The organism is Sunxiuqinia indica, assembly GCF_009847015.1.
Classification (GTDB): Bacteria; Bacteroidota; Bacteroidia; order Bacteroidales; family Prolixibacteraceae; genus Sunxiuqinia; species Sunxiuqinia indica.
Genome location: NZ_WVEM01000015.1, coordinates 1 through 25942, shown reverse-complemented (window position 1 = coordinate 25942; position 25942 = coordinate 1). Strand labels below are relative to the sequence as shown.

The following is a 25942-nucleotide window of genomic DNA, read 5'->3' as shown; positions in this document are numbered from 1 at the left end:
TCACTGAGTTTTATTGCTCTAATGTTTCATCTACTTCACATACAACGCGGAAACCCACTTCCACGACATCAGAATACCACCAAATTGATTTAGGCATCTGCGGATCAGTCATTAACCAGGCTTTCGTTTTTGTGTAATCCCGGGCAGCACATCGCACATCTTTAGCATCGCTTTTAAACGATCCGCCACGAATGACATGCTCTCGTCCTTTTTGTGGTCCTCTTGGATTTACCACTATATCTTGCTCGCTGTACTTCTGGTAGATATGAGGATCGTAATAATCCAAACAGAATTCAGCAACATTCCCCGGCAAATTTTTCAACCCAAAAGCATTGGCTTTCACCTTAGCAGGATCTACTGTCATCCCCTCGCTGTTCATCTCATAGGCAACAAACGAATTGATAATTGCAGTATCCGGCGAAAATATCTTTCTCAATATTCCTTTTGAAGAATAGTCTTTTGGATTGCCTTTAAACGGGTATGGGGTTGACTGACCGGCACGACATGCATATTCCCATTCCGCCTCTGTTGGTAAGCGATATTTCTTGCCAGTCACCTGGCTTAACCACCTACAATAAGTATTAGCGGCATGCCAGCTCATGGTAATAGCCGGTTTTGCTCCTTTTCCCCATCCCTGATCAGGTGCTCCCCAAGGCGGTGTTGGCCCGGTAATTCCATCAACCTCTTCATCAATGTCCATTGCTTCTTTTCTTCCTTGCGAAGAGGTTGCTTTAAAAAATGCCAGATATTCATCCCAGCTAACTTCTACTTTTGCCATCCAGAAGTCAGAAACTTTTGCCTGAAAAACGGGTCCTTCATCTTCATCTCGCAGCGGTTCATCTTTAGGACTTCCCATTGTAAAAGTCGCCCCCGGAACAGCAACCATCTCGAAGGAAACACTTGTGCCTGGAATTTTTTCAGTAAAATCGCTAAATGAAGTTACTTCAGTTGGTTTTTCGTATACTTCAGTATTTATTTCCGGCACTTTGCCAAAACCTAAGTTGTGTTCGTGTTTAGCATTAGGGTCATAATGGCCAACATGTAAATGACAATTGATGCATCGCAACTCATCTTCGCTCGTCAGGTAATATAAATGAGCATCATCTCCTTCGGTGGAAAGCGTTGTAGGAAATAAGTTTTGATGACACTTTAAGCAAGCATCTTTGTAAACAAAGTGTTTGGCATTTTCAAGCTTTCGCTTATCCTCCCAGTTGTAGTCTGCACTATCCTTAAACAACATGCCATAAACATCATTAAAGCCGTGTTTGGCTTTGGCTGCAAGATGTCCATGTCCTTTTGGTGGCAAATGGCACTCAACACAATGCACAATTACACCTGCGCTGTTGTTGTAGTGAGTTGAAAGTTTCCAACTTTGTTCAGCATGTGGATGAACGTGGCACGACATACAATAGTCATCAGTAGAAGTATATTCAATTGCTTGATTACTTAATTGAAGAATAACCACACATGCAACAACTCCGATCAATACAAGACCCAAATAAATTCGCTTACCACCCAAAATGCTTTTCCGTTTCATTAAGTTTCCAAATATTTACAGTGTGCTGTATAAAGACGAAACGAATCTAGCATACACCAGTTACTCAAACCTTAACAACGGCTTAAACAAAGGTTACTTTCGGGTTATAAAGCGGGTTAATTTTATGCTCTTCAGCAATTCTGAAAATACATAATGCACTAAAAAACAAACGAATAAAAGATTAATAAAATAAATTAACCCTGATGAATACTTAGTTAATTGCGAGTGTGAATTAGTTCATCAAATGAGAGCTCAAATCGTTCACCATAAAGTTTCTCGTAAAGCACTACGAACTTCTCATAGGTATATTTTGCTGTATTGAGGTTGTTCTGAACGACCAATGCTCGAAGCTTATAAGACAGTGCTTGATCATTAATCGGATCGGTAAGCAAAATACGATCTGCCAGTTTTAAAATCAAGTCGTGATCAACTTCCAGTTCCAATCGGTGAATAAACTTTAGTAGATTGTCTACAATATTATTTCCAACAAAACCTTTGTAGTCGTCAAGCCAATCGTGGTTCTCATCTTTCAAAACTTCCCCAGCACGGACAATTTTATAAAAATCGGGGTAAAATGTTGGCTCTTTCTCTTTATTCTCTTTCAATATTTTCAAGCATTCTACATAATCACAGTAAACCGAATTTCCAAAATGAATATTCCAACAGTCGACGTTAAAAACAACCTCAACAGAATCCAGTCTTTCAAGAATAATCCGCAACTTCCGGATTGTGACGCCCCTACTATTCTTTGCATTTTGATAGCTCATTCCCGGCCACAAAATCTCTGATAGCTCCTTTGTTGAAATCCCTTTCTTTCGGTGTTGCGAGTAAACCAGAATCAATAAAAAGAGCTGCTTTATTTTTGGAGTAAACTGAGGTGTAACATCATCTCCCTCTTTATCAACTACCCGAAAATCCCCAAAAAGCTGGATGTAATTCCGCTCTGGATAGTCATTCTGTAGATCCTCCAATTCCTTAAGCTTTTCTTTCGGAAGATAGCTTTTTCGTCCCAAACGCATGGGAAGCTTTAGGTAGATCAGCAACAGTAATAATAGCGCCAAAGTAATTATACCGATTTTCGATAATAGCGGGTAGCGTAGGAAAATATTCTTGCTTTGAGCCAAATCAACCAAATCCTTACTCAAACTCCAGATTTCTTCATCACCCAAAGTACGCGACCAGATTACCAAATCGTCAATCCGACCATTCATATGCGTACTGGCACTATAACCGGTCATTCCAACATAAATATTTTCGCGGCCTTTATACGACGGATGTCCGAGCGAACGACTATCCAGTTTACCATCCACATAAATGGCTTGCTCACCCGTAAGTTTGTTGTAACGCCAAACCAAATGATACCATCGCCCTGCTTCTATTGTCGTATTTCCCTGCAGGTCATTGGCATAAAATCCGAAATACGGTTTTTGGTTTCGCAACACAAGGTGAATGGATTGTTGGTAGGAACTTCCTTTGGTTCCGAGAATACTAATGTCACGCTCAGTCACATTATAGTCCTTTATTTTTATCCATGTTGAAACCGTAAAATCATGATCTCTGAGCTTCAAATCTTCAGCCTTCGGTAAAATAATATAGCTGTCTTTTTCAAAAACTGCGACCATGTCACGTTGCTCATCATCTTGATATTGCATATCAACATCTTTCCCATTAAAGCTGTTGATACTATAGTCCATTGAGCCGTTCTCAAAACTGTAATAGGCCTCCAGCCCTTCCGTAATTTCCAATGGTATTGCAACAAAATGTTGCTGTTTGTTTTGTTCGGGCTCTTCAAAAACAACCGATTCCGGCTTAAACTGATATCCCGGGCTTTTAGGAGTTAAAACCAGTGTTTCTCCCGGCCCTACAGGAAAACTATAGTTGCCAAAGCTAAGACTATTTGTCCCTGCCCAACTCACGTAATTTAAAGGTTGTGCATTAAACGTAACCGTTCCTTTTATTGTTTTGAAATCTCGAAGTTGATATAGCACCTGCAAAATCCAGTCTTGATAGCGATCAAGCATAATAAAATTCGGAGTCTTTCCGGTACTTTTCCAAACACTCTTAATATGCTCAATCAAGTATGGGTTCTGAGTTGTATTGAAAAATGATTCATCTGGCTGACCGGCTCTTTTGGGGAAGTTATAGTCGTTATAAATCAATAAGCTGTTTTTAGCATCTCCTTTTAAAAACTCACCGGCAAAATCCGGAGCTTCCAAAATTGAAAAATAAGGTTCAACCGCATAATCCCAAACATAGTGCAACCACTCGGGACTGTTTCGGTGTTGTTGCATCGTAAAAATAACAATTCGTTTCCCGGTCTCTACCATGTTTTTCAAGGTCGGCCATTCATTTTCCTCCTCATGCACATAGAGATAAGGCAGAATACCGGTCTCTCCTATAATCGTTGTTAACTCGTTCGCATTAACGTTAAAATCGAGAAATAAGGTCAGAATTTTATCCGGCTCATTTTCAAGTGCTTTACGAATAACAACCAACGGGTCCTGCAAAGGTTGATATCTCCCATAAGCATCACGCAACATCAACTGACTTTTCTGCCGATCCCATTCCAAATAAAACCGAAAGCCTCCAACATTGGCATCAAGCAACTCTGATACGGTTTTATTTTCTCGTGTTGTAGCATCAATTCCTGAAAAATTGGAAACCACAAATATACTTTCATCATAATGCTTAAAAACAACATCTTCAGCTGCTTTTCCAACTTGAAATGTTATACAGAATGAAAATAAAAGAAGAATATATTTTATTGCTCGTTGTTGTATCATAGACTAATGACCATCCACCATCAAATTTATAATCTAACAAAGATATAAAAAGGCTTGATTCATAACGATACCATTCAATCAGTAACAAAAAGTAGTAAGAATCACCCGCAATTCAAGTAAAAAATGATCACCGAATCATATTTTTTCTATTTTTGTGGCTCAAACGGGTTGTTAGCTCAGTTGGTTTAGAGCATTACCTTGACAGGGTAGGGGTCACTGGTTCGAATCCAGTACAACCCACTTTGGGCAAACTTCAAATCGAACTAAAATCCAGTAAATCAAATGTTTATTGGATTTTTAATTTTTTTCTTACACCAAAATAATCCAATCAAATTCAATGTTCTCGTGAGTGATCCGGTGAGTGATTTATTTATGTTATATTTACTCACCAGCATCGCTGTAATAATTTGAAATACTGACTTATACGTTTTTCAAACTCTACTTTTAATACCCCTAAAATGAACCATTTTGGATCATGTTTTAAGAAGTTGGAGTGAGTAAACGACTAGGAAATGACATTTTAAACAAAAAGAGGTCAAATTGAATTGACATGGAATCGACACAATCATTTGGTATACAGTTCGTAACAAGATCAAACAACGACAAAAACAATCAAATCATTTATGCCCGAATTACAATTAATGGTTCGAGGTCAGAAATTTCACTGAAGCAACGAGTCGAACCTAGCGACTGGAATCCTGTCGCCGAAAAAGCTAATGGCAGAAAAAAGAAAAACAAGGAACTGAACCAGTTTTTGGAGAAGGTTAGAACTAGGCTGAATAATATTTACCGGGAGCTTCTGGTTGAAGGAGAATTACCCACCGCAACCATGGTTAAAAATCAATTTTTAGGTATTGAAGAAGCTGGCAATACCATCCAGGATGCATTTGATTACCATAGGAAGATATCAGAAGGAAATATATCTAAGAATACCCTCCATCATTATTCAACAACCGAAAAATATGTAAAGGAATTTCTGTTATCTCAATATAAAACTGAAAATATCCTCTTGAGAAAAATCAACTATAAACTGATCACAGATTTTGACCATTTTCTACGAACAAGAAAACCCACCGATCATCAAAAGCCCCTTCAAAACAACGGCGTAATGAAGCACATCGAACGCTTTCGGGTTGTTGTCAAGCTTTCCCTCAAGCTCGACTGGATTAAAACTGATCCATTCAGAAATTATCAAATCAGATTCAAGAAGGTCGAACGGGGCTACCTAGAAGCTGATGAACTTTTAAGAATCGAAGAAGCAGAATTTAAGCTTCCACGACTTGTACTCGCAAAAGACTTATTTGTGTTTAGCTGCTACACAGGTCTCGCTTATATTGACACAGTTCAACTAAAACCTGAAGATATTCATTTGGGGACCGACGGAAATCATTGGATCATCTCGAGCCGGCAGAAAACCGGTGTTTCTATGAGAATTCCGGTACTCCCAAAGGCATGGGAACTTATTCAAAAATACATTGACAATCCCCGATCAAAATTCAATGGGACTATTTTCCCTGTTATTTCAAACCAAAAACTAAACAGCTATTTAAAAGAAGTGGCCGACTTTTGCAACATTCCTAAATACCTGACCTATCATTTGGCCCGTCATACTTTTGCAACGACAGTTACTTTGAGCAATGGTGTTCCAATTGAATCTGTTTCAAAAATGCTCGGGCACACTTCAATTAAAACAACACAAATTTATGCCCGGATTGTAGATTCCAAATTGTCGGATGATATGGAAGCGCTAAAGTCAAAACTTTCAGTGCAAAAGCCTAACCAACAAAAAGCAAGTGGATAAGTGAGAATATGTACATCAAAGTACTTACTCATTTTGTTGTTTAGAAACAACATATTAATCAAATATTGTTGTTTTCAGAAAACATTCTATATAAAATTGACTATCTCTGTAATTTTAATTATTAGTTTTCATTCAACCTCTTTTTTTCAATATACTCAGCTCGTTTCCTCACTTTCATTTCAAATTCTTCAACCTCTCCCCTAATCTTTTTGATCAGATTTTTATCGCGATGGTAATTAAAGATATCCTCCAATTTTGAAAGGTCTTTCGAATTAATCCCATCATGGACTTTGATATAACGGAACATTAAGTCATTATCACCCATCTGGCTATTCATTCTATACTGGTAAACATTGCCTACAAATGACCCAAGCAAAACAAACCCCAATACAATAAACGCCAGAACTACTTTAGAAGACTTGAGGTCAATGACATGACGATGGTGAATTGTGCTATCTTTTTCTTGTTTAGTAACGATTGCCTGAACTTGTTCCAAGCTGGAAAGGACTTTTTGTTGAGATTCCTGTATTTTCTCGGGAATTCCAGTAGCTTCCAAGTGAATGGTTGAAAGATAGGTGGAAATCTGCTTTAATACAGATGCAATGGCTGTCCTGTTATTTCTGAGCCTTCTTTCTTCATCGATCACTTTTGGCCTGTCCTCCTGGCCATTAAGTTTCGTTTCAATTGCTACAAGCCGGGATTTGATCTCCTCGAACATTTCGCTAATAATGGCATTGTTTTTCATGACTACGTATTTTTCTATTATGATTTTCTGTTGCTCGCTGGTTATCTCCTTAGCCCCTTTCTTCTTTTGATTTTTGGGATTGCATGTTTTTTATCCCATTGTTTTCTTTCATCAGCGTATTTCCCCATTTTGTAAATGAGACTGGCCAAAAAGTTTCCAGCAACCATTCTATCCGATATTTGGGCGTGGGCTTTATGATCTAGTTTCATTTGTTGAGCAAGATTCTGTTTCATTTGAAAGGTAATTTTCGAATAGCTGAACTGCCTATCGACCTTTGATCCATTAAAAGAATAACCATTTTTAATAAAGCTCACTCCCTGTATCTCGCTGGTTTTGCCCCTGAACTTAAAATCAACCGTTATATTTTGTTCTTTGAGTCTTCCAATGACATGATCCCAGTTTTGGCATTGGGGAATAAGATTCTTTAAAGCTTCATAAATTTCATACTTGGTTTTGTCCGGTTCTTTGAGCCGCTGAACCTTAACATTTTCCTTCCCTTTGGCAAAGTATAATCCATATTTTGTGGTCAGTTCTTTGCAGATCTTTTCACTTCGGTAGCGGTCATTCCGGTCGGAAATTGTTCTTCCAGTATTGTCAACTCTGTTGAAAATAAGATGGACATGTGGATGTTCCTTATCGTAGTGACGGGCAACTATGTATTGGGTATTCTCAATTCCCATCCTCTGCATATATTCCCGGGAAACCTCCACCATGAGCCTGTTATCAAGTTTTTGTTTGTCTTTTGCCGAAAAGTCCAAAGAAATATGACCAACTGGTTTCTTGATCCGGGGATTCATTTCAGACTGGAAAGCGAAACTTTGAATGATGGACTCCCGGTCTTTGAGCCTCACTCCCTGGCTCTCCAATAGCTGGGTGCCTTTCTCCTTATCAAGTACATAATTAACGACTCCCCTAAAATCCTGTCCTTTTACAATCTTAGCCATCATTGCGGATCTGTTCTAAAAGGTTATCGATCTTACCGGCAAGAAAAAGGTATTCACTCCTGGCATCCGCGTATCCCACTGCATTAGCTTTTCGTGCAATCTGGTTCAGGTTATTGGCCATTCCACATAGCTTTCGCACCAAATCAAGTATTTCCGTTGATAAACGTTGTTTAATGACACTTTTCTGGATGCTCTTCCTGATGAACTCGCTCCTGTTTATTCCTGCTTCTCTGGCTTTGGCTTTTAGTGAGTAGTACTCGGCAGTGGCCATCTTAACACTGACCCGGTACGATTTCTTTTCACCTAGTTTTTTGTTAGGCCGGCCGGTTTTGTACCTGTTTTTCATTTTCTGCCATTTTGAATTGAGACCAACGGGATGAAAAGGGAGTTTTGGTAAGACCAAAACATAAACTCATACTTTTACAAAATCATGTATTTAGAACGTAAAGCAAGAAACAGCAGAAGAGCATCAAACACATCTTTTAGCTCCACCGCAGTGGAGTATGTTTATCTGCAAGAATCTGCCTCTGCTGTCTTGCTTGCTTCTTCGTCATGATAAAAGTTAAGGGAGAGTATCGAACATAAACCTGCAACAGAGAAGCCTGTGTATGTATAGCAAGATTATACCTGCCTTATCCTTTGCCTGTTCGTATTTTTGAAGAAAGATTAGTTAAATTGCTGATATATAGAGAAACAGCAGAAGAGCGACATGCACATCTTTCAGTTCCACGGGCTGTGGAATATGCTTATGCAAGAACCGGCCTCTGCTGTATTCTTTATCCATGAGTCCGGATAGTATTTTAAGCCGTGGTATAAACTTCGAGCCTGCGTAGTACATGAGGATGGACGGTGGGATAATAGCTCTCTAGATATCAAAATCAAACCATTAAAAACATTTCTATGAACACAAAAACGATTCTTAAGCAATGTGTGGGTATTGATGTATCCATGAAAAAAGTGGACTGTTGTCTCGCTGTTTATACGCAGGATCTGCAGGTAAAAGTAGTGTCGACAAGCAGGTTTGAGAACAACGGTAAAGGGCTGCTGAAACTCAGGCAATGGATTGAAAAGAAAAGTGACAAGGCGGTTTACCTGCATGTTAATATGGAAGCTACCGGTGTTTACCATGAAGAGGCAGCTTATTTTTTGAGTGACCTGGGCTTTAAGCTGAGTATTATCCAACCTGCCAAAGGAAAACAATATGCCAGAAGCCTGGATGAGAAGAATAAAACAGACCGTATTGATGCCATTATGCTGGCACGCATGGGACTGGAAAGAGATTTGCCTTTGTGGAACAGGCCAACAGAAAACCTGCGCATTCTTAAACGGTTGAGCCGGGAACGGATCAGTATCATCCGGGACAGGAATGCCCTTACCAACCAACTGCATGCTCTAAATCATTCCCATAAAGCGTATGCCAAAAGTATTAAACGCCTGAAGCAACGGGTTAAGTTAGCCACAAAACAACTGGCTGAGATTGAAGTACAGATGCAGGAACTGGTTGCCGAATCGCCTGTGTTGCACGAAAAGATGAAACATGTAATTACTATTCCCGGGATCAATTTTGTAACTGCGGCAACGGTTATTGCCGAAACCGATGGCTTCTCCAATATTGGCAACCGCAGGCAACTGGTCAGCTATGCCGGGCTGGATGTGGTGATCCGGGAATCAGGGACACTGGCATGGAGGCCACGGATATCCAAAAGGGGAAACGCATATATACGGGCTGCCTTATACATGGCGGCCGTATGTTCCATTATCCACAACCAAACCCTGCGTATTTATTTCAACCGGATGAAGGAGAACGGGAAACCCGGGAAAACTGGCGTTATCGCCCTGGAACGTAAATTGCTGATCCTTATTTACACGCTTTATAAAAACAATACGGACTATGTTTTAGGCCACACGAATAACTCTCAAAAGAATATTGTTCTGCAAGACTCTCAGGAACCGGTAGCGGTATAAAAAAGTAGCCCGGCAAAGCGGGCTACGGTAGATGGTCTCTACCCGATCCGCAGAAAGGGTATAACCTCTTATGTACAAAGATAAGGTGTAACAAACGATTTTAATAACCTTTAGCCGGACAATTGTGTCCTGACAATATTTTAACGATTAAAACAATAGGATCAGCAACAGAATGACAAAGCCGGCCAGCAAGCCATAACTAACCCATTTGATTTGTGTAAGAAGTGGTTTGTTACCTTGCTCTACGGCACTGGTTATCTTATCCAGTGCCCCGGGCTCAATGCGGATGCCATGTTCGTCAATCTCTTTCAATTTACGGACTATAGGCATGGATAGATCCGTCATGTAACGGTTTTGTTCTGCCGAGAACTGTAAATCTTTGATACTCCCGGCAATCGCCTGGTCCCGCTGGTGCATACGTTTAATCAGCAACCCTATGTCATTGTACCGGCTCAGGATCTTTTCTGTGCTTTCCATGATTACTTCATGCGAAGTGTTGAACTTTGATAGTTCCGTTACGATGATCTCTGCCAGCATCGCATCTTTGACCGACTGCGTCCGTGGATTAGAATTTCGGGCCATATCTTCGTTTCTTTTTTAGGTTTTGTTTTCGCTTTCTTTCCTCTTCACTTATCCTGGAATCATTTTCCCGAAGTAATTGCCGCGGACCGGATATATAAGCGATACCAGACAAAATTGCATTCCTGACCGATTTACCTTGTGATTGTTCCTGCTTGTTTAGATGCCCGGAATCCTGACTGAGGATCTCTCTGTTTTCCTTAAATGTATTCAGCAGGGTACGGTAGCCAAACTCTTTGCCGATCTGAGAGGCTTTGAAGGTCTGATTGTGACCGGTAAACCGCAAACCATAGGTGTTTCCTTTTTTATTGACCGCCTGCTGAACAGCGATATCATGCTTTTTCATCATTGCTGTAAATTCTTGCAGGGATGTGGGATGCCCCGATAACACTTCTCCGGCAGCCTTGCAGATCAGTGTTTTGGCCAGTATCCGTTCAAAGCCCATTACTTCAGGCCGGTACTTGCTTTTACGTTTTACCTGGTTGGCAATGGTCAGTCCCAGTTCCCGGCTGATGCTTTCTGCAATCTTTCCGGCCCGTTTGCTGATAAAACTGGTATCATAAACACGTTGGTCTATCCCGATCCGGTTAACGATCATGTGCATATGTAAATGCTCCGTATCCCGGTGGATACATCCAATCCACTGGTGATTCTCAAAACCAAAACGACTGCTAAACTCCCTGCAAATACCGGCAAGGTCTTCCTCTCCAAGTTTCTTCTCATCTCCGGGGGCAATGCCTATCTCGATCCGGATAAACTTATTCCTGCAACGCGTATTACATTCCTGCAGCTCCAGAAACTCGTTGTAAATCGCGCCGGGCGTTTCGTTTTGAACCAGGTTGGATGCCACCAAAGACCCCTTCTTTGATTCCCGCAGTGCATATTCTATCGCCCTGCTTCCATGCGCTATTGCTTTGGCTTTGGCTATCATCTGTTATAACGGTTTTATAAAACATTAATCCCTTTTGCTCTCCTTAAACAATGCGTTGCTGAAGCCGGGTCAGCTCACTTACCAGTTGCCTTATATCTTCAACCAATGCAGGGTCTTTTTTTCGTATCAGGCTGCTTATCCGGTTAAAATGGGTACTGTAAGTCTTCAACATCCGGAAGTATTCAATCTCCTGCTGCGTTAGTGCGGGTATGGCTTTTACTTCACCATGCATGGCCTGCCTGCGGCAATACTCGGAAAGCGTTAGTCCGCTTTTCTTTGCCAGCTGATGTATGATTCTCTTTTCTCCAACACTGCACCTGAGAATAATATTTTTGGTCTTGTTCATTATTCCAGACTCCTTTTATGACCCCATTTGGGTGTCATCACTTAGCGGAAGCGGGCAAGAGCAGTTTGTATATACAAACTGACATCTTGCAATGCCTACGCACTTAATGACTACCCGCACAAGATACCTTCCAGCCCGCTTCTACTTTGAAGCAAAAAAAAGCTCATTAATTGTTGCTTTTTAAAATAGTATCTTGCTATCCGCACTTTTCTCTAATATTGTCACCAGTAAAACTAGGGGATAGAAACAAAAAACAAAACAGTAAAACAACACAATATCAATCAATTGACATGCACCCAAATTCCTCAAAGAAAAAGAAAAAACAGTCAAAAAAATAAAAAGAAAGTCCTTTCAATTGCCAGTCCGGTGAAAAATCAAGGCTGTCCTGCCAAACTGGATTTACTGGGTCCAAATCTTATTAAAAATCGTAAACGGCAGGACACTTGTCTTGGCCTTGTACTTTTTAAGTAACGGACTGGCTAAATTGGGGCTTCTTTTTGAGGTTTGATGGAGATGAATAGAATAGCAAAACATTCCTTTCTCAAAAAGTCCTTCGAAAAAGTGTATTGCAGGACGAAAAAGTCGTTCGAAAAATTGTAAAATTTTAAGTGCCAATGCCTGTCTACATCCCAAAATCAATGATCGCCCAAATTGATTGTTTGCCATTGATCAGTACAGAAAACCTGCAAAAAAATAGCCTAAAATCATTTTGCCAAAAACACTCCCCCCCCTGTCTATCAGAGCTTTAATGTCGGACCTTAGAAAAGAAGAATGGATGACAAATCTACCATTGGATGCCATCGATGAAATTATAAACATGTTTAATTAGGATCCAATCTATATGGGAAATTAAATTTTAGAATCAAAACTTAGTACCTGTAAATAGGAAACCATTAAAACGGCAGAGCACTTTCCCTAATCTTGCATTTTTTATGAATAGACTGACTATGTTGAAATCTCTCTCTAAAATTGACCGTATCAAATTATACAGCAACAAATGACAAAAAAATAATAGATAATTACTGAGATTAACATTTCCTGGTTAAATCCGTTAATTCTTTTCCTTAAAAAATTTCATGAGAATTTATTTTAAAATAGCCCACGAAGGCAATTCATGAACAGATATTTCAAATACCCATTTCAAGAGCGTAATTGAAATAAGTAAAACTAATAGTACTCCAATCATATTCAACAAAATACCTGTTTTCATCATTTGTCTAATCGAAATTTTACCAGTCCCGAATACGATTGCATTTCCGGGTGTTGCTGTTGGTAACATAAAAGCCAGATTTGCAGCCAAGGTCAGAGGGATCATATAAAAATAAGGATGAATATTCTTTGATATTGCAATTCCTGCAAATACTGGTAATAAGATAGTAGTACTTGCCACATTCGATGTTAATTCTGTAAGAAAAGACATTAAAATAATAATCAGCAGGAGAGATAAAGCACTTGGGAAATATTCTCCAAACTGCATTTGTTCTCCTAACCAAACTGACAAACCCGATGATTCAAATCCTTTAGCAAGAGCAAATCCACCTCCAAAAAGTAAAACAATATTCCAAGGCAATTTATTGGCAGTTTTCCAGTCCATTAACATCTTTCCTTTCTTATTTTTTGACGGGATCAAAAATAAAATTACTGAAAAAAGAATTGCAGTTGTCCCGTCACTGATAAAGTTTTTATTGGAAAACAAATCAGCCCAGCCGGGGAGGAAAAAATCATTTATTTTAATCCCAGGACGGAAAATCCAGGCGAGAACCAGCATCCCAAACAAGCTTAAGACCCATTTTTCTTCATAAGTCATCTTTCCCATTCTCTTAAAATAAACGTCAAAGGAATCATAATTCAGTTCATGCCACCTTTTTTTCGGACGAAAGATAAAGTAAATAAGCAGCCACGTAACTCCAATCATTGTAACAGATAGAGGCAAAGCAAACATCAACCACTGTGTAAATGAAATCTCAGGGGCACCAGCAAAAAGAATATCCTGAATTTTGACCATTACCATATTAGTAGGAGTACCTACCAAAGTTGCCATTCCCCCAATAGAAGAACTGTATGCAATACTTAAAAACAGTCCAATAGCGTAATGACTAACCGACTCTTTACTGTTTATTAAATCTTTCAGTTTGGTAGCCACTGACATGGCTATCGGTAGCATCATCATCGTAGTGGCCGTATTACTCATCCACATCGATAAAAATGCCGTAGAAACCATAAACCCCATCAGGATTCTTCCGGGACTCACGCCAATCCAATTGACAATTTGAAGCGCTATGCGATTGTGAAGATTCCAACGCTCCATAGCCAGAGCCATTATGAAGCCTCCCATAAACAGAAAAATGATATTATTAAAATAGGTAGTCGTAATGGCTTTCCCATCCATAACTCCCAAAATTGGGAAAAGAATAACAGGAAGTAAAGCTGTAACAGCCAACGGAACTGCCTCAGTCACCCACCAAATAGCCATTAGAACCGTAATCGCCAAAGCTTTGCCCACAACAGGGTCTTTCGGTTCTACATTAAAAACGAGTAATAATGTAAAAGCCAAAAGTCCTGTTACACTCCATAAGGAATGCTTTTTTAATACTTTCATTATATGATTAAATAAAATGATATGATTAACAAGAGATTTCCTGTTAACAACAAAAAAGAATTATCCTTTTACAATCTCATGTTTTTCTATATAATCAGGATCAAGATCGACCCCCAGCCCCGGACCGGTTGGAACCTTTACAACTCCATCTTCGCTTACTAAAGATGATGTCTTACATTCAAACGGAATGTCTTTACTCAATTCCTTAAACTCATGATAAGGCCCTGAATTGGGAATACTGGATATAAAATGCATCATATATACATAACCAAAGCCATCGCCAGTAATATGCGGAGTACATACTTTCCCTGTAATATCAGCCATTCGAGCCACTTTCATCGAACGAACCATGCCTCCAAAATAAAACATATCCTGTTGAAGAACCTTTAATGCATTATTCGCAATCAACCAGCGAAAATTATGCAAGCTCGGTTCCTGCTCTCCGCCAGCAACCGGAATAGTAAGGGCGTCGGCAACCTGTTTAGTCTCTTCATACCAGTCAAACGGAACAGGCTCTTCATAGAAAGCATAGTTGTATTCTTCCATGATTTTCCCAATGCGAATAGCCTCCGGCACATCGTAAGACCCGTTTGAATCGGCAGAAATAACCATGTCATCGCCAAAAGTTTTTCGAACTAATGGAATGAGCTTTTCCGAACGATATGGAGGATATTCGGGATGACTCATACGACCACCCAATTTAAATTTGATGGCTTTGGCATGTGTCCGGGAAAGTTGCTCTTTTAAGTGATCAATTGTCTCTTCGGGAGTGATCCCTCTTTCGCTGTTAGCCTGATAAACGGCGATTCCTTTGTTGTGGATTGTACCAATCAGTTCCCCGATTGATTTTCCGGAAATCCGTCCCATCATATCAAGGATGGCAAACTCAAGCGTAGCAATCGGTACCCAAAGGGCAACACTTTGCAGTTTGTAATTACTTCCGTACACATAAACCTGATCTAATAAATGTTCTAAGTCCCGGGCATCTTTTCCAATGAAAAACGGTTGAACCCTTTTTACGAAAATAGGATAAAGCGACCGGAGTTGGAGGCTGTTGCCCACCGAAATTCCTTCTGCCCCATCTTTTGACCTAACACGGCAAAGAAAAGTATCTTTATAACGAAGAAGTTCAACAGAATCAATAATAACCGGAGAGGGAAACAACTCCCTTTTGAAAACAGGTTGTTTGATGGCATTATCCAACTTGGAATAAATCGAATCAATATTTTGATTTGATCCTTTTGAATAAGATAAAAACGGGAATGCGGTTGCCACACTTCCCAATGCTGTTGCTGAAAGGAAATTACGTCTACTCAGTTTCATAATGTTGGTTTGTTTGTGTGATGGTACCTAATCTTTACGACTACTTTTTTTACTGGGTCATAGCCGGGAATTTCAATATTGGGGCGATGTGCATTGTCCGGAAAAAATATGAAGAAATTACCTGGTGTCGCTTCGTAGTAGCTCCTGCCCCCATGGTCCTCCCAAAACATGATTTCTTTTTCCGGATCATAAGCATCCCGTATGGTCAGTGCCAACAGAGGAGACATACCAATCATCTCCTTCCCTTTTATGACATGATGGATGTCAATATACTCATGGTGCGATTCCCATTTTGACACGTCGATTTTCTTGGAAGGAGCCAATGTGACTGTGGCAAAGACACTGTCTCCAACAATCGGATACCGACCTGGAGGAATCGAATCCAGATTAGTGTTCGCCAAAAAATCGAAAGCTTTGTCCCATAGTGACTTGTTCGTCTTTATTTGGAGGGCGAGTTCATCCCGGTTAATAGACGGATGGGGCAATGCCTTCCAGCCATGAAGCCAATCCCTTGATTCCAGATACTGATCAGTGGTATATGCAGTGATTGTAACAGGTCCCATTAAGCCCGATGGCACGGGGTCCCAATTGGAAGCGTCAAATGGCTGGTATTTAATGTTCACAAAATTAATCTCGTGATAGTTCCGCCATTTAACCCCACGCCTGTCCATATCCCGGATACGGTTTGCCGACAGGTTGGCAACCTCAATTTTCAGGGTATTGGTTCCGGTTTTCAGGAATTGTTTTATTTTCAGTTGGAAGGGAATACTCCAGGCAATTCCTGCATCTTTCCCATTAATCCAAACATGTGCACTTTCGCTAACCTTTCCTAAATTAAGCATATACTCATTGGCAGAAATATAGTCCATTTCAAAAGTTGTCGTATATACTCCACTTCCGGAGAAAGCAACAGCCTTAGCGTCGCCCAATAGCGTCCATGATTTGAGTTCATCAATTGTTTTATCTTCCGGCAATTCAGGCCCCCCTTGTGTAAAGTGAAGCTTCCATGGGCCAGTGATCACAGTGCTAGCCAATGGTGATCCCCAATAGCTCCATGGGTTTACATTGAAACTATTCTTTGAGTTGGTATAAGTCCGCACAATCATGGCTTCTCCCGGTTGTAATTGTATCCGAACTTCTAGCTTACCATCATCCGTTTTTGAAGACGCGATACCAAATGTCCCGGTCTGCGGGTTCATCAAAATGGCAGCATCATCTTTTACATGAAGTGGCACAAAACCATCAATGGCATTGGATGAATGGTTGACTAGGTAATAATATTTCCCGTCATCCAGTTTCCTCCGGATAAACTGTAGCCCAAAGTCAGTTATTTCTTCGGGTAAAACAGAATTTGTTTCCAGTGCACCAGTTAGGTCGGTTGCCAAAATGACTTTGCCAGAGCCTATCCTCATGGACTTGATCCCTTTAGCATCGGGTGCAAACTGCAGTCCGTTTAAATCCTTTGTGAATTTCTTCCTATTGACATCAAGGTTTGCATATCCTGGCACATCTCTCGGAAGGCTTTTAAATACCACCAGCACGCCACTTTTTGCCAATGCCAAAATATTCTCCAGAGTTTTAGCAGGCATATAATGGCATTCGGGAACGATTAAAACTTTTTCTGAAAAACTGGCCTTATGCTCTCCGCTTGCAGCTTCGGCAATCATTTTGTCCGATACAAAGTCGGTAGAAAAACCATCTCGTTGTAATATATTAACTGTTTTATAAAAATCTGTTGGAAATAACCATTTATCCAAATCGTGCATGTTGAACCTTTTTTCCATACCGTCAGCCTTATTCCATTGGTCGTAGACTGGCCAGTACACCAATATTTCATTATCCGGTTTACCTATTTGTAATACAGATTGACAACGAGTGATGTATTTATTCATGGCCTCTAAATGGGGCCAAGTACTGTTGGCTGGCACAAAATTAGTTGATGCATAAAAAGTCCAACCAGGCCATACTGCATCTTCAGGAGAAAAAGTACTCCCATGAAAATAGACATGATTGACCCCCGACAGGAAAAGCTTTTCCACTTCCGGCTTACACCGTGAAAAAGCCGTTCGAAAATGCTCAGTTTGCCAAACAAAAGTTTCAGATGAAGTCATCGATTTTTCATAAAAATGCGCAGCAGAAGAAGCATACTTGAAAATCACCGGATTATGTTCAAATTGGTCTCTATCAAGATCAGCTTCATCATATATTAATTCTGGTATTGAAAACTTAGATATCCCGAAATAGGCTTCGCATTCAGGAATATCCGCAGCACTGTACAAATCCAACAGGTTTCCCGGAGAACCGTGGGCTTGATTTTTGGCTTTGGCACCATTCTGATGTGCCCAGTCAACCCACTTTTTAGTAAAATTATGGAGTAACATATCTCCCAGTACTTCATTGTAATCACACTTTAAGCGTGCCACCAGATCAGTTTCTTCATCACCCATAAGTTCTTTGATATACGGCCGAAGATCATATCCCTTCTCTTTTTCAAATGTTTCAAAAAGATCGGGCGACCAGTTGGCTTCATAGACTTCATAGCTATCGTTAAAAAATGCATCGATTCCTTTACGATGTCCCTGGAAAGCATCAGTAAATCTTTTGAGGTAGATCTCTACCGGCTTTTTGGTGTAATGATCCATAACAAAACCTTCCCCTCCTGGAGCAGCCCGTTTAACTTTCTGTCCTGTTTTGCCACAAAACGCGGCATAAATGGTCCATTTCCCTTCTTCAGGTGTCCATGTTAATAGTTGATCCGCATCCACTTTATCCGTAATGGAAATCCTTTTGCCCTGCTCATTAATGGCAATCACGGTTTCCAATGGAGATCCGAGTCTCTCCTGCATTGGGATTCCTGTAGTCAGTTTTGCTGTAAATAATTTTCTGGCAACTGCTTGTCCAGGTTGTGTTACGATAAGCTTGGCGGCAGCGAAGTTACTTGTAATCTGAGGTCCGCCAAAAGGCCAGCCTGTACCTGTGTTCATGTCTACCCCCATTCCCAACGAATTTGCTTTCTGTTCTGTAAAATCAAGCATGTCCATCCAGGTTGGCGACAGAAAATCAATGTACCTGTCTTCATATCCTTTTACACCGTAGATTGGGGTGATTTCAACACCTCCAATCCCGGCATCGGCCATTTGGGTTAAACGCAAGTCAAGGTTTTTCTTATCCACGGCGCTTCCCATCCACCACCAACGAGTCCAAGGCTTCATTGCCTTTTGTACTTCTGGCCAAATCCTTTCATTTACATTAGATTTAACACTTTGACTTTGAGAATGTGTATTCATCCCAATTATGAGAAAACACACTAAAAATATGGCAAATAACTGTTTTACAAATAGCATTTATGTATATATTTTATATTAAAAACTACCAGTATTAATCAATTATTAACTATTTAGTAAAAGGCAGCACCTTATAGGTTTAGATGTTACAAAGTACTGCCTTTTATGATCAAAAAAATCAATATCCTGGATTTTGTTCCAATTTATCAGGATTCAATTGCACTTCATATTGTGGAATTGGAAATAGAAGTTCATAGTTTTCAATTGTACTAGTTGTTGTTCCACTATAACCAGTCTCCTCTGCAGGGTATTTTGCTCCATTCGCGAAATGTGCGTTCATTACTGTCTGTAAACGTCCTGTCCTAAGCAAATCAAACCATCTTTGCCCTTCGGAAAAGAATTCAATTCTCCGTTCATGCTCAATTGCCAGGTTCATTGATTCTTTACTATCTGCAATGGAATTATCAGTTGGTAATCCTGCACGAGTGCGAATTTCAGCTACAAAGGGTAGAGCTTCTTGAGGTTTATCTAAACCTGCTTTCGCTTCCGCGCACATTAGCAAAACATCAGCATATCGTAAAATCATTAGGTCGCTCCCTGAATCAGTCACTGTAGTCTGCCCAAGATCAATATATTTTTTTGAAATATACATATACCTCGGTGCATGTGTAATACTAGCAAGACTATCAACATAAATCATTCTTTTATCAGAGTCCTCAAATGACCGAATTAACGACGTTGTCAACATATATTCTCCTGTTCCCATCTTAAGATAAGGAGCAGTCCCTATTTGTTCATTTGGGAAATGCCTGACCTGAAATGGGTTTCCCATTGAAGGCGAAAATCCGCGAGCATATTGTACAGCAAAAATGATCTCACTATTATTGGGATTTGCAGCATCAAACACATCGAAATAATTATCTAACAAATGATGGACTTCTGCGTCTATTACTTCTTGTAGAACGTCATATGCATCTTGGTATTGATGGAGTGTGAGATAAACCTTTCCCAATAAAGTTTTAGCGGCTAGGCTTGTTGCTCTTCCCTTATTTTCATTTTCAATATATTGATCAGGCAATAAATTCATTGCATCAGTCAAATCCTGTATGATCTGAACATAAATATTATCGACAGTCTCTTTCCCAATAGAGAATGCTTCCTGAGTTGTTTTGATATCTGTTAGTACCAAGGGAACCGATCCATAAATCCGTACCAAATTAAAATACATTAGCGCTCGTAAAAATTTGCTTTCACCTTCAAACCTGTCACGTAAAGTTTTGTCCAAGTTAACGGGCTCCATCTTTGTTAAAATCAGGTTTGTTCTTGAAATCACTTGATACGCTCCGTCCCATACATCAGACACAATCCCGTTTGAAGCAACAACATTAGATTCATTCATACTAATGTTGTCAGCACTATTATTGAATTTTAGATTGAATGCATTATCGGTAGGTAAATCTCCGATACCTAAATAATTGGCGTACGCAACTCTTAGAGAGCTATAGGCATCATTCAGTCCATATTCAAGTTCTTCTTGAGTAGAATAAAAACTACTCTCCGTTAGGGAATCCAACGGATACCTGCCAAAATAACTTTCACTACAAGAAACAGTGAAAATTACTATGATTATCAAACTAAGTAAATTATTTATTTTCATTTTATTTTGTACTTTTTAATATCATTAGAAAAACTAAAAACTAAGATTAATCCCTAATGAGCTATTCCTTGAAACAGGATAAGCCCCGATATCATACCCATTCGAAGTCGCATTATCTCCATTAGTATTTCCTTCAGGATTCCATCCTGGATATTTGGTAAAAGTGTATAAGTTAGCGACTGTTAAAAATATTCTCATATTTTGTATTTTCAACTTTTGTAAAGTAGACCTTGGGAGTGTATAGCCCAATGATACGTTTCTAATCCTTAGGAAATTTGTTTTATAAACATACCGGCTGTTAGTTGTAATATTTGTACTTAAATGCTGTGAACCAGCCCTCGGAGTTTTGCCATCTCCTGGGTTTTCTTCAGATTGCCAGCGGTTTTTGGCACTGCTTGCCGTCATATTTTCCAAATGCCTATTTAATGTAATAGCCCTTTCAAATTGGTTTACAACATAACCACCATAAGAACCATCAAGAATTATATTTAAGTCAAAACTTTTATATTGAAAAGTGTTAGTCAAACCACATACAAAGTTGGGTTGAGCATTTCCAATAAGGGTCATATCATTCCCATCAATTTTACCGTCCGGAACCCCATCTGGTCCTGTAACATCTTCGAATCGAAGATCACCAATCCCTTGTGTGCCAAATTGTGCATAATCGATCAGATCCTGCTCATTATTAAATGTTCCAATCACTTTGTAAGCATAAATATCGGCCATGGGGCGTCCTAAATAGTTCCTAATATAGCCATCTTCAGTTCCAAAAACTTTTGCGTCTCCATTCAACTCTGTTATCTTATTCTTATTGAATGAAATATTGAAATCGGTTTGCCAATGAAAAATTTCAGTAAAGTTTTTAGAGTTCAGAGTGATCTCAACCCCTTTGTTTTGAACATTCCCAATATTCTGAAGGGCGCTCGAAGCTTTTCCGTTAATTGTTGGAATAGAGGCTTCAATTATTGTATTACTGTTTCGTTCATAGACATCGATATTTAAATTGAGTCGGTTTTTTAATACTCCTATATCGATCCCCATATCAAACTGTTTATTTTTTTCCCACCCCAGATTGGCATTTGAAAATCCAGAAGGAGCATAAGTCAATACACGGGCATCAACCGTGCCGAAATTATAATAATCTTTATTTAAAATTGTCAACCAAGGATATGATCCAGACAATCTGTCATTACCAGTTTCACCGTAACTTAACCGGACCTTAGCTGTTGAGAATAATTTTTGTTCTTCCATAAATTGTTCTCGACTGATATTCCAAGCAGCAGATACAGACGGAAAAATTCCATCTCGATTATTAGGTCCGAAGCGACTTGACCTATCTTTTCGAATAGACGCAGATAAAAGATATTTTCTGTCATAGGAGTAGTTGACTCTAGCAAAAAAAGCATCAAAAACATACTCATCCTTCAGTGAAGCACCTGAGGTTAGAACAGCCCCTGCGACACTCTTAATGTTTGTGTTAATAAAAGCTACAGGATTATCAGCGTCCGTTCTCGGAGTTACCTCTAAAGAGTAATTTTCCTGTTTTGAAGTATCATAGCCAAGAAGAGCAGTGAATAAATTTTTATTCCCTAACTTGAAATCGTAAGTTGCTGTATTAGACCAATACCAATTCAGATTTGTCACATTTGTTCTTTTTGCTGTTATCTGTGCCAAATTAGGGGTCGAAATATTTCCCGTGTTTCCATTACCCAGAGCCAAAAATGCTTCCGTATACATTTCATTTCGAAAATTTGTATAACCCACATTAAATGTCGATTTCAATGTCAATCCTTCAATTGGAGTATAAGAAATAAATGTGTTGGCTGTTTGCATAATCGAATACGTAAAATCACGATATGCATCAAGTTTGTTTAATGGATTAGACACTTTCGTATTGAAAATAGCTTTCATTTCATCATCCTGGATATTGACATAATAATCACCATTTTCTTTCCAAACAGGAAGCATTGGAATGTTATTCAGAGCGTCAGCAAGTACTCCGGTGACTCCACTACGAGTATTCCCTCCTGAAGTATTTTGGGACCGAACGACAGAATAAGTTGGGGCGATGTTGACTCCAACTTCCAATTTTTTTGTAAGCATTGAATTAAATGAAGCTCTCATCGAATATCTTTTTTCAAAACTATTGACAAGTACTCCTTGGTTGTCCAGATACCCAAAAGAAATATTGAAATTCATTTTCTCACTGCCTCCGGAAGCACCAATTTGGAAATTCTGAAAAGGGGCTGTACGAAAAATCACATCTTGCCAATCAGTATTAGCCCACCTTTCCGGTTGGTTTAAAAAATCGGGAATATCCAGTCCTGAATTTACTCGAGACTCCTTAGCAACTTCAGCAAATAATTCTGGTCCAGCCATTTCATATCTTTGTGTCACTTGCTGAATCCCTGTCGTAGCATCAAAAGTAAATTTGGTTTTCCCTAGTTTCCCCTGCTTTGTTGTCACCAGAATGACACCGTTTCCTGCCCGGGACCCGTATATTGCAGCTGACGCAGCATCCTTTAAAACATCAATGCTCTCAATATCATTAGGGAGAATTGCATTAAATAGGCTTGCATCATCAGTAGGATATCCATCAATAACAAAAAGGGGGCTATTACTACTTGTCAATGAACCATTTCCCCGGATCCTGATGTATGGTGCGCTTCCAGGATCTCCACTAGCTTGCTGAAATCTGACACCGGCAATCTGTCCAACCATTGCTTCCGCCGGACTAGTTACAGGAATACTTGATAATTTTTCTGAATCAATGGATGATATTGCTGTTGAAACCATTGTTTTAGTTTGAGTTCCATATCCAACAACAACAACATCCTTTAACCCAATCGTTTCTTCACCAAGCATAACATTTATTTGCTGCTTCCCTTTCACGGGAATTTCTTGTGATCGCATTCCAACAAATGAAAAAACTAATACTTGATTAGGAGACACATTTGTCAATTCATAATTTCCATTAGAATCTGTAATTGTACCTTTCGTTGTACCTTTTATTACAACCGTTACACCCGGAAGGGGATCACCTGATGAATCAGAAACCTTTCCGCCAACCGTAATATCTTGAAGTAAAGCCAAATAGTCTTTTTCAGCAAGAGGAGAAAGAACAATCTGCCTCCCCTTAATCACATAGCCAATTTTTTGTTTTTTTAAAACCTGGTTGAGGATATCCTCAATATTGGAATTCTGCACGTTTATATTAACTTTCCTTGAAACATCAATAAGATCGTCGTTATACAAGAAATAAAATTTCGACTGGTTTTCAATTTCCTTTAGAACGTTCTTTATTGAAACATCATAGACGTTGAGGTTCAGCGTCGTTTCCTGAGAGTAAGTTTGAATAGCAAAAGACTGTACCACTAAAAGTAAACTTAAGACGATTGTTAACTTCATTGTGATTAAAAATTTAACCCACAGGATTGGTTCCCCAATTCCCATGAAAGGATTACGTTTTTTTTTCATAAATTTGAATGATTTTATTTTTAATAAATATAATTAGCCGTTTAGGCGGTTTAAAAGAGGCAGTTGGCAGACTGCCTCTTTTGTTTTATAAATCAGTTATTCCATAAGCGTTTCAGTTTTGTTTTATGAATTCGATATTGGAACTTTTACGTATTCTGACTAGTTCTTTAGTAAATGAGTTATCATCAGTTTTTGATCTTTCTTTAATGGTATATTTTATTGGGGCTGAAAGTTCAAGTAATTCCATCACCTGCTTTAAACTTTCATTTGTAAAAGTAGCTGTATACCTGTAGTTTGCGATGGAAGGATCAACAAGCTCAATGTCAGCATTAAACCAACGTCCAAGAGCTAAGACTACATCTGATAATGGTGTTTTATCAAATACCAGGCGGCCATTTTTCCATGCGATAACATTTTGAACATTAACCTTTGACTTCTTGAATTTATTTTCGGATACCAGAAAATCGACTTGTTCCCCCGGATTTATTAAAAGTGTCTTATTTAAAGAAATTTCAGTTACCTGAATTTTTCCTTCCTCAAGAGTAGCTGAAAACCGTCGATCTCCATCATAGGCACAAAAATTAAATGCGGTTCCTAATGCTCGTACCCGGAAGCCATCTTTTTGTACAATGAACGGCTTTTTCTCATCCTTATATACTTTAAAGTATGCTTCCCCATCCAACTCAACAAGTCTTGTTTTTCCTTTGAATATTGAAGGGAATTTGATGGAACTTGCTGTATTCAGCCACACCTCAGTACTATCAGGTAAGAAGAAATGACTTCTAGTACCGGGTTGTGCATAAATATTCTGTACAACAATTGATCTGGAAATATCTTGTTTTAAATGAATAGTTTTGTATATGAAAAATGCCGCAGTCAAAAGCACAGGAACGAGCAAGACAGCAGCATAGCGTTGCAACCTATGGAAAAATACTATCCTTTTCCTTTCTTTAATCTCAAGTTCAACTTTTTTTCTTGCAGTCTCAATATTAAAAGAACGATATAATTTTAAATCGTTACTAAGCATATTGATTGTCTTAAGTTGTTTGTATAACTGTGCATTTTCAAGATCAACCAACCATTGGTCAAGTTGCTCTATTTCTTGCGCTGTCGCTGATTCATTTAGACAGGCAAATACAAAATCGGGTATATTTTTAATTTGATTCATAATGATGACACATAAATATGACGAGTATATAAAACAGTACCCTAAAAGGAAATCAGAATTTTATTGTAGGGTTAGGAAAAGAAGAGCTAATAGCAAATACTCTTTTAGGTCTTCACGCAGTAATGAGATGGCTCTACTCATTCGGTATTCGATAGCTTTTACAGAAACTCCTTCTTTTTCTGCTATTTGCTGATAAGTCAAACCGTCAATACGATTCATTATATAAGTTTCCCGAATACCCTTTGGTAATGAATCAATAGCTTGTTTTAGCCTTTCCTCTAATTCGAAATCCATCAGCGGATAATCTAACAACTCTGCCTCAGAGAAATGACTTAAATGATAGGAACGATGACTTGCTTTTATGTTTTGATGAGCAATAAAATCCAAACACTTGTTATGGACTGCACGCAAGAAATATGATTTTACGTTCGCCTTGATAGAAAATTTACTTCTGTTTTCCCAAATTTTAACGAATAAATCTTGTACGAGGTCTTCAGCTGCACTCTCAGAGCCAATCATCTTATAGGCATAGACACATAGCCCACGATAATATTTATCAAAAAAATAAGAAAAATAAAGATTATTCCCATTCAGAAAATCTTGAAATAGTTCATTATCACTTTTATTTTTTTCATTTTCAACAGACATGAACACCAGATAAGTGACAACAATATTAAATATTTTAATGGGGGTATCCAATCAATACCCGTGATTTTCTTTAATTATTTTTTCATATGTTACAGGCTCTGCAATAACAGCCTGTTCAAGCAATCGCATAAATAATAAGCCCCTACTATTTGATG

Annotated in this window: 17 protein-coding genes and 1 tRNA gene; 3 read left to right on the top strand and 15 right to left on the bottom strand. The window is 39.0% G+C overall.

Annotated features, from left to right (window positions below; genetic code table 11):
* Positions 1-10: 10 nt before the first annotated feature.
* Positions 11-1537: an SUMF1/EgtB/PvdO family nonheme iron enzyme gene (locus GR929_RS18165; protein WP_159522496.1), complete on the bottom strand. Its 1527-nt coding sequence runs from the start codon at positions 1535-1537 to the stop codon at positions 11-13.
* Between the two features lie 215 nt (positions 1538-1752).
* On the bottom strand, positions 1753-4320 hold the full coding sequence (locus GR929_RS18160; RefSeq protein WP_159522484.1) for a LamG-like jellyroll fold domain-containing protein: 2568 nt from the start codon (positions 4318-4320) through the stop codon (positions 1753-1755).
* Between the two features lie 165 nt (positions 4321-4485).
* On the opposite strand from GR929_RS18160, the gene GR929_RS18155 reads away from it, so the two are divergent.
* Both GR929_RS18155 and GR929_RS18150 read left to right on the top strand, forming a co-directional pair.
* A tRNA-Val gene (locus tag GR929_RS18155) sits at positions 4486-4560 on the top strand.
* Between the two features lie 310 nt (positions 4561-4870).
* On the top strand, positions 4871-6121 hold the full coding sequence (locus GR929_RS18150) for a site-specific integrase (protein WP_159522482.1): 1251 nt from the start codon (positions 4871-4873) through the stop codon (positions 6119-6121).
* A gap of 121 nt (positions 6122-6242) precedes the next feature.
* Here the strand turns inward: GR929_RS18150 and GR929_RS18145 are convergent, their stop codons facing one another.
* Genes GR929_RS18145 through GR929_RS18135 form a run of 3 tightly spaced genes read right to left on the bottom strand, consistent with a single transcriptional unit; the run spans position 6243 to position 8156 of the window.
* Entirely contained in the window at positions 6243-6866 is a 624-nt protein-coding gene (locus GR929_RS18145; protein WP_159522480.1) for a hypothetical protein, read from the bottom strand.
* 41 nt (positions 6867-6907) lie between these two features.
* The gene (locus GR929_RS18140; RefSeq protein WP_159522478.1) at positions 6908-7813 is read right to left on the bottom strand and encodes a relaxase/mobilization nuclease domain-containing protein; all 906 of its coding nucleotides are present in this window, start codon (positions 7811-7813) and stop codon (positions 6908-6910) included.
* Positions 7803-8156, bottom strand: a complete 354-nt coding sequence (locus tag GR929_RS18135) for a plasmid mobilization protein (protein WP_159522476.1) — start codon at positions 8154-8156, stop codon at positions 7803-7805. Before GR929_RS18135 ends, GR929_RS18140 begins: the two co-directional genes overlap by 11 nt.
* Positions 8157-8710: 554 nt before the next feature.
* Here GR929_RS18135 and GR929_RS18130 point away from each other — a divergent pair.
* Positions 8711-9775, top strand: a complete 1065-nt coding sequence (locus GR929_RS18130) for an IS110 family RNA-guided transposase (RefSeq protein WP_159522474.1) — start codon at positions 8711-8713, stop codon at positions 9773-9775.
* A gap of 147 nt (positions 9776-9922) precedes the next feature.
* On the opposite strand, the gene GR929_RS18125 is transcribed toward GR929_RS18130, so the two are convergent.
* The 10 genes from GR929_RS18125 to GR929_RS18080 form a co-directional block, all read right to left on the bottom strand.
* On the bottom strand, positions 9923-10357 hold the full coding sequence (locus tag GR929_RS18125; RefSeq protein WP_159522472.1) for a hypothetical protein: 435 nt from the start codon (positions 10355-10357) through the stop codon (positions 9923-9925).
* Complete coding sequence (locus GR929_RS18120) at positions 10341-11285, bottom strand: relaxase/mobilization nuclease domain-containing protein (RefSeq protein WP_159522470.1); 945 nt, start codon at positions 11283-11285, stop codon at positions 10341-10343. The genes GR929_RS18125 and GR929_RS18120 overlap by 17 nt, the downstream gene beginning before the upstream one ends.
* Before the next feature lie 43 nt (positions 11286-11328).
* The gene (locus GR929_RS18115; RefSeq protein ID WP_159522468.1) at positions 11329-11631 is read right to left on the bottom strand and encodes a plasmid mobilization protein; all 303 of its coding nucleotides are present in this window, start codon (positions 11629-11631) and stop codon (positions 11329-11331) included.
* A gap of 1084 nt (positions 11632-12715) precedes the next feature.
* Positions 12716-14230: an SLC13 family permease gene (locus tag GR929_RS18110; RefSeq protein WP_159522466.1), complete on the bottom strand. Its 1515-nt coding sequence runs from the start codon at positions 14228-14230 to the stop codon at positions 12716-12718.
* A 60-nt stretch (positions 14231-14290) separates the two neighbouring features.
* The gene (locus GR929_RS18105) at positions 14291-15553 is read right to left on the bottom strand and encodes a mandelate racemase/muconate lactonizing enzyme family protein (protein ID WP_159522464.1); all 1263 of its coding nucleotides are present in this window, start codon (positions 15551-15553) and stop codon (positions 14291-14293) included.
* Positions 15550-18765 (bottom strand): YhcH/YjgK/YiaL family protein, encoded by a 3216-nt coding sequence (locus GR929_RS18100; RefSeq protein WP_201301060.1) that lies wholly within the window; start codon positions 18763-18765, stop codon positions 15550-15552. Before GR929_RS18100 ends, GR929_RS18105 begins: the two co-directional genes overlap by 4 nt.
* A gap of 250 nt (positions 18766-19015) precedes the next feature.
* Entirely contained in the window at positions 19016-20494 is a 1479-nt protein-coding gene (locus tag GR929_RS18095; protein ID WP_159522460.1) for a RagB/SusD family nutrient uptake outer membrane protein, read from the bottom strand.
* Between the two features lie 33 nt (positions 20495-20527).
* Complete coding sequence (locus tag GR929_RS18090; protein WP_159522458.1) at positions 20528-23971, bottom strand: TonB-dependent receptor; 3444 nt, start codon at positions 23969-23971, stop codon at positions 20528-20530.
* 112 nt (positions 23972-24083) lie between these two features.
* Positions 24084-25139: a FecR family protein gene (locus tag GR929_RS18085; RefSeq protein ID WP_159522456.1), complete on the bottom strand. Its 1056-nt coding sequence runs from the start codon at positions 25137-25139 to the stop codon at positions 24084-24086.
* Positions 25140-25199: 60 nt separating this feature from the next.
* A complete protein-coding gene (locus tag GR929_RS18080; RefSeq protein WP_159522454.1) occupies positions 25200-25787 on the bottom strand; it encodes an RNA polymerase sigma-70 factor in 588 nt (195 codons plus the stop codon).
* Between the last annotated feature and the right edge of the window lie 155 nt (positions 25788-25942).